The organism is Bacillus sp. ISL-4 (assembly GCF_018613275.1).
Lineage (GTDB): Bacteria > Bacillota > Bacilli > Bacillales > DSM-1321 > Peribacillus > Peribacillus simplex_E.
On the sequence record NZ_JAGGQN010000068.1, the window covers coordinates 1 to 6,338 of the forward strand.

The window sequence follows — 6,338 nt, forward strand, 5'->3', positions numbered from 1 at the left end:
GAGTTTGTCTACAGTCTGAAAAGCCTATCCATTGGATAGGCTTTTATTTGCGATTTTATGGAAACAGACCTTGCTACAAAATTACGGGAACAAGGAGTCCAACTTGGATTCTTGAAATAACTGAACTTATCGGTTACTTACTTCCAAATTACTGTTTATGAAAATAACGGAACGACAGAAATCGATTTGCCTAAACCAACAAGTATGATTGAAATGATAAAGGACCAAGACTTAAAAGTGTGATAAATTGACCCTACGTTCCTTTTAAAATTCAGTGAACTCCTTATCTTTCTTTTCTAGCTGCCAGCAACATGGCTTCTCCTTGAAATGACAATACTTGATTATCTTCGATTTCGATGGAGAAGAACTCCATAATATTTTCGGGCGATGAAACCATATAGTTATTTAATTCTATTTTTTCGTTTTCGGAAAGGTCCATCATATCGCACCATCCATTAAATAAAAATTGCTTTTTGAAGGTAGTAAAGGTTTCAATTCGAAACCCTTTTTGTTCCAGTAGTGAAATCCATTCTGTTTTTTTATGCGCACGATAATGGCTTGGATCTCTTCTTTTCTCCACTTCGTTATAAAATTGATCGTATTCGTCCACCTCGGAAGCAACATTGTCAATCAATATAAACAACCCGTCTTCCATTAATACTCGAGATACTTCACCTGCAAATAGATCAATATTCGGAAAATGATGGGGCGTTATTCTGCATGTGACGGTATCGAATGTCTGATTCGGGAATGGCAATGCTTCGGCATCTCCCTGGACAAAGGAAACGTTTGTATGCCCATTTGCCTGGATAAAACCTTTTGCCTTGTCCAGCATCTCAGGTGTCAAATCAAGAGCCGCCACTTTCTTAAATAAAGGTGCTAACTTATTGGCCACATGCCCGCCGCCGGTTGCAATATCAAGAAGACTCGAATTTTTATGTTCTTTTACGATTTCAAAGAGACGTTCCAGGTCTTTTCCTTTGGCGTGTCCTTTGCTTGTCACATATTTCCCGGCATTCTTTCCGAACTGATTGACCACCTTGTCTTTATTACTCATTTCCCTCTCCCCATTTCTTTTTAAAATCAAAACAAAAATGATGATAGTTGGTTAACTCTGCACATTAATTTGGTGACGCTTCTACAAGTTATAGAGTGAATTTTGAGTTCACTCATTCCATGGTGAAAGATTATATCGATACTTTGGAATACGTATCTTTCTTTTTCTTCCAGTGATTCAACAACCTAAAAAAAGGAGGCAAAAGAATACAAACAACGAGGATACGAAGCACTTGTACAGCTACCACGAAAGTGGAATCCGCATGAAGAACGACTGACATGGTGGCCATTTCCGCAATATCGCCAGGTGCGAAAGCCAAAGCAGCTGTGACGAATGTGATTCCAGTCACTTTTGAAACAAAAAACGCACAGACAAACATAATAGAGATAAGACCAAAAGTACTTAATAAAGCGACAACCATCGTTTTCCTTAATCCTATTAACATATTTTTATGAAAACGAGAACCAATGCTTGCAGCAATGAAAATTCGGGATAAAACGATCACACTGTGATCCGCCAGATCATGATATTATATCCGGTATAAGAAGAAACGAGCGTTTAAACAATTGCAACACTTATCATACCTCCGACTAATCATGGGGCGAGTAACCTCAAATATCTTCCTATATAGTATCCGCCCCATCCTGTTAACCTTAAAACAACTGTCCAAAGAACCTGGCCCATTTCAAAACTAGGTGTTTCAAAAGGGACATAAGTGACTGTATGGTCAGCAGGATGGGCAATCCAAGAAGAGATAATGTTCGGGACGGTAAACACAACTAGAAAAACACGCATTGTCTGAATAATGGTGACGACTACTGTATTTGCACCTACTTCTTCTGCAATGCCCGGCATTGCAGAAGAAGTAGGTGCTGTTCCAAAAAAAAGCTCGTTAACATATCTGTTCCGCTGGATTTCCATAAAATAAAGCCAGAAAATACAGAAAAGACAAAAGCAGTATAATCAGGATGGTCACCCAATTTTCTTTAAAGATATGCAGAACAGACAAATTGATTTTCCACCCTAACTCAATTGCTAAAATACATTGCCCAATACGTAACTAATACGGGGAATCCCATTTCACATATGAAAAAGGTTGAGATAGTAAGCCTTCGACAAGAACACTAAAATGTGTTCGACATCCATAAAATTACCCCAATTAGCGTTCCATTCCCTTTTGTCTTTTCCTCTTGTTTTTATTCTTCTGTTCAAGTTCATCTTCTCTCCATTTTCGATCAGCTTCACGGATGGCACTCTCAAGAATAGAAAAGAAATCGGAACCATCATAAGACAAGAAGTTTGAATTATGATTAGATTTCGGACCGAAAGTGGTGGAACGCTCAAGTTGGAAGTCCTCTTCTTTACCAACAGACTGGACATCAAATGCACTTTTAAGTTGATTCATTCGTTCTCGGCCAATTTCATCTGAATATCGCATGCACTCATAATAGAACATATGTTTATAAGATTGATTATCCGTTTGGAAATCTGGATACCTCTTATTTAAGAGCTCAATAGATTGATTTTGTTTATATGAATTCATATGACCGTTACTAATTTGATAAAAAGAGAAAATAATTTCTATTTGTTCATCTTTAGAGTATTTTCTTGGTGGGTTTGAAAAATCCTCAGGCGTAATGTTTGTCCCATAGTACTCTTCTGCCATGACAAAGAATTCCTTTTGTTCAATCGATAAATAATTACGTCCATCCCAATTAGGATACATAACGTGAAGTTGTTGGTCATAAAGCTGCCCCAACAGGCCTAATGATTTGTTCAAATTCTCTTTTTGTTTTAATAAAAACTGCATTTGACTTAACTCTTTTTCAGAAGCATTTTTGATTGTTGACCCATCAGCAAAATTAATCCCATTTTTCAAACGCAAATTCTCGAACTGCTTTTCTGCACTTTGTATTTCTCTTTGTATGGAAAGAACAAACTGTGGTCTATTGTTCAGTAAAACATATAGGTCCTTTTCGATTTGCTTTTTCTCTAAATAGGTAATAACTTTTTCAATTTCATGGCTACTTAACCTTTTATTCTGGGTGACCGTCGTTTCAACAACCTCAATTTTTTGTTCTTTAGAATGATTCTCAATATTAAAATTCGGATAATACTTTTCTAAAAACCTATTGGCCTCATTTTCCAAAATATTTTCAGCTTGATCTAACATGTCTGTTTCTCTTTCAATCCGGTTCATTTTTTTAAATGTATCAACGGAATCCTGACTGAACTCTAGTCGCGCATGCCATTTTTCTAACTGGCTCCTTCTAGTGTTGATGTTTTCGTAATTGACAAAAAGTCGTAAGGATTTGGCTGACTCACGTAGTTGTTTTTTCTCTAAAGGAGTGAAGCGGCGAATAAACTTCTCTGTTCTTTCTTTTATCTGTTTTTCTTTCTTCACTTCTGACAATTCGATGATGATTTTGTTGTACTCTTTACGCTCCATATTTATTCGAATTCTTTCAGATTCTTTCCCTTCATTTTGCAGCTGCCTTGCAACAACTCCTTCATGAATGGTCGGGAGTGTTTCAAGCCCTTGAACTTTATTCGATAAATGTGTGATCCTTTCAGGAAAACCATTTTTCTCTAAGAATTGATTTGCATAAGTCGCCCACTGCTCTCTCCAGTAAACAAGCTTTTCTTTGGTATTCCAATCAGTTGTATGTATGGCCTTTATTTGTTGTTTTCCATTAATGATTTCTTTAATCTTCACTTGTTTATTTCCCCATGTTCCCTCTTCATTAAAAGGTCGAATGGTTAACATGATATGAAAGTGTGGATTTTCTTCATCATCTCTATGGATCGCTAAATCTGCGACCATGCCATCCTTCACAAAAACCTCATTACAAAATTTAATGGCTAATTGTTCTTGCTCTTCATGAGATAGTTCCTTTGGTAAGGCTACATTCATTTCACGGGCCAGTTGTGCATTCCATTGTCTTTCTACTTTCTCCACTTCATTCCATAATTGCTGACGATCATATACCCATTTAGGTGCATGACTAGGCGCAAGAATATGAGTAATCGGTTCGACTTGTCTTTTATAAAACTTGGACTCATTGGTTCTTTCATCTACCAATCGCTCACCAGAACGATATGCAGCTGCAGCAATGGTATTTTGTTGCTTTTTTCTTGAAATAATCTGATTGGAGAAATGATAGATGGCCACGGTTCAAGCACCTCTCTTTCTTTTCATAACATGAGCGAAGCGAATTTTTCAGACGCTTCACGAAATTGGTTTCTTCGAAGAAGGAACCAATGCACAATAACACGATAGTGGTATATAAGTGCGCCCTTGATCTTAATCTTCGGGATCATTCTACCACTTTCCATATTATAGGACAAGTGTTACAATTAGGAAAACTATCCATAAGGGGTGCTAGTGTTGGTGAAGCAGAGTACTAAAGAACAAATTTTAAGTATTGAAGAGCAAATCAAAAGATTGAAAGAAAGACAGAAAAGGATATTGACCAACACTCAGAGGGAGATTGGGAAATATCTAATGGATTCATGGGAAGTGGAAGATGTGAATGAAGCAAAGGAATTAATAGATTCATTTAATAATCAAGTGAAATCATTAGGTGAAGCCTCTTCTTCAAAAGAGGATAATGAGGAAGAGAAGAATTTTTCACAAAATCCACCTAAAGGGTAATTCATATGCCTAACGAAGAATTACAAAAAATGAAGGACAGAATAAAGGTTCTTGAGCAAAAGAAGAGGGTTCTAGAACATAAAATATCAAACGAAGCTAGAAAAGAACGAACGCGAAGACTGATTCAAAAAGGAGCACTTCTGGAAAAGTACTTAGAAGAAGAAAACTTGTCCCTAGAGGACACTGAAAACTTACTAAAAGTATTAGCTAATTTTAAAAATAAAAATAAAGAATATGTAATTCGACAGATAAAAAGTTTAGATGAAGAAATCCATTAAAAATAATAAGATAAAGCCATTCTTGAAAGCCCCATAAATTAACCACACATAAACAGTTTCGCTACTTTAAATTTCTTCATTTCAATATATAAAGGAACCATTTTTTATCCTTTTAGTTTTTTTATCCAATATGAATTATTTAGTTCTTATTAGTTATGGTATTTATTTTGTCATTAAATTTGGCTGTTTTCTAAAAGATTGTTGCTCTCAGGATAAAAACAAATCACTTGCATTTTTATGGTAAAATATAAGTGATTTTAATCAACAAACGAGCCGGATTGTAGAATAAAGTACTTTTTCATTAACGGGGACAATTGCTGCATAACGTAATAGTAAGGATTTAAAAGGATTAGACCCTGAAGGAGGCTAAAAGTTGAAAAAAGAATATTTTGTGCAATACTCACACCAAAGTATAATTAATAGCTTTGACTTTCCAAAAGATATCTTTGTTTCTATCTCTATAGGGATTAGTGATATCCCAAATGATTTTATCATTTCCTTAGTTCAAAAAATGTTCAGTTTACCTGTTTTTTTTGTTTTAGAATCAATGATCTTTGGATATGAAAAAAAGACTTTAATTGAAAATAATATTCCTTTTTATGAGTTTTCGTCAGATGGTGCTATTATCAAAGTTGATTCTGTAAAGAAATTGAATCTGGTTAGTGAATTAGCAAAAGAATTAGTTAGTAATGGACTAAGTGTATTCATTTTTCACGGGAAAGGTATTGTAGAGCAGGATTTAATTCCCTCAAGACAATGGAATAGACCTATAGTATTTAAAAATTTTGATATAAATAAAGTCGAAACATTTGTCGATATGGAAGAGGTTGGATTTACAATATTCAGTAAGAATAGTCTATTTAACTCGCCTGGAAAAATCCCAAACTATATATCCGATGATTACTCACTTGATATTAACAGCAGCGATATCTAACGTTACCGGCTATAAGTAGAATTGTATCAGTTATTCAACAATCGGGGGCTCTAATGATTAAACGGATCAATTGTATTATCACGCTTAGATTAAAATGCTCTGGGTGTTTTTTAGTACACCAAACTCCTAAAGCCGGTTAACTTCTGAACGTCTCAACAGTATGATAATTAGATCTTTGGCAAGCTGAAATAAGCATTTGTTCAACTCGTTTATCAAATGCCATATTCTTTCCTATTTCTAGCCAGCGAAACCAGTAAAGGTAATTATCCAGATAATATGTTCCGACTCCTTGAAAACGCTCCATCCAACCCTTTAGTCTGTTGTGAAAGTTATTAACGTGCTGTATATGATAGATACCTTTTTTCACACGTTGCTTCTGACGTTCATTAATCGTCTCGTGCAACAAGCCTTTTA

At 35.4% G+C, this 6,338-nt stretch carries 7 protein-coding genes and 1 pseudogene; 3 read left to right on the forward strand and 5 right to left on the reverse strand.

Translation table 11 applies throughout. The annotated features are described in order from the left end of the window. Positions 1-283: 283 nt before the first annotated feature. The 4 genes from J7J00_RS26205 to mobQ form a co-directional block, all read right to left on the reverse strand. The gene (locus tag J7J00_RS26205) at positions 284-1,057 is read right to left on the reverse strand and encodes a class I SAM-dependent methyltransferase (RefSeq protein WP_214795919.1); all 774 of its coding nucleotides are present in this window, start codon (positions 1,055-1,057) and stop codon (positions 284-286) included. A gap of 130 nt (positions 1,058-1,187) precedes the next feature. Further along, positions 1,188-1,562: an AbrB family transcriptional regulator gene (locus J7J00_RS28460; protein ID WP_309487251.1), complete on the reverse strand. Its 375-nt coding sequence runs from the start codon at positions 1,560-1,562 to the stop codon at positions 1,188-1,190. Between the two features lie 89 nt (positions 1,563-1,651). Then, positions 1,652-1,978, reverse strand: a complete 327-nt coding sequence (locus J7J00_RS28465; RefSeq protein WP_286201591.1) for an AbrB family transcriptional regulator — start codon at positions 1,976-1,978, stop codon at positions 1,652-1,654. 238 nt (positions 1,979-2,216) lie between these two features. Then, on the reverse strand, positions 2,217-4,229 hold the full coding sequence (mobQ, locus tag J7J00_RS28725; RefSeq protein ID WP_214795921.1) for a MobQ family relaxase: 2,013 nt from the start codon (positions 4,227-4,229) through the stop codon (positions 2,217-2,219). A 216-nt stretch (positions 4,230-4,445) separates the two neighbouring features. On the opposite strand from mobQ, the gene J7J00_RS26220 reads away from it, so the two are divergent. The 3 genes from J7J00_RS26220 (at position 4,446) to J7J00_RS26230 (ending at position 5,924) form a co-directional block, all read left to right on the forward strand. Then, a complete protein-coding gene (locus J7J00_RS26220) occupies positions 4,446-4,712 on the forward strand; it encodes a hypothetical protein (protein ID WP_214795923.1) in 267 nt (88 codons plus the stop codon). Between the two features lie 5 nt (positions 4,713-4,717). Further along, complete coding sequence (locus tag J7J00_RS26225; RefSeq protein WP_214795925.1) at positions 4,718-4,990, forward strand: DUF3847 domain-containing protein; 273 nt, start codon at positions 4,718-4,720, stop codon at positions 4,988-4,990. 373 nt (positions 4,991-5,363) lie between these two features. After that, a complete protein-coding gene (locus J7J00_RS26230) occupies positions 5,364-5,924 on the forward strand; it encodes a hypothetical protein (protein WP_214795927.1) in 561 nt (186 codons plus the stop codon). Between the two features lie 136 nt (positions 5,925-6,060). Here J7J00_RS26230 and J7J00_RS26235 read toward each other — a convergent pair. Continuing rightward, positions 6,061-6,338: pseudogene (locus tag J7J00_RS26235) on the reverse strand (IS1595 family transposase); the annotation flags it as partial.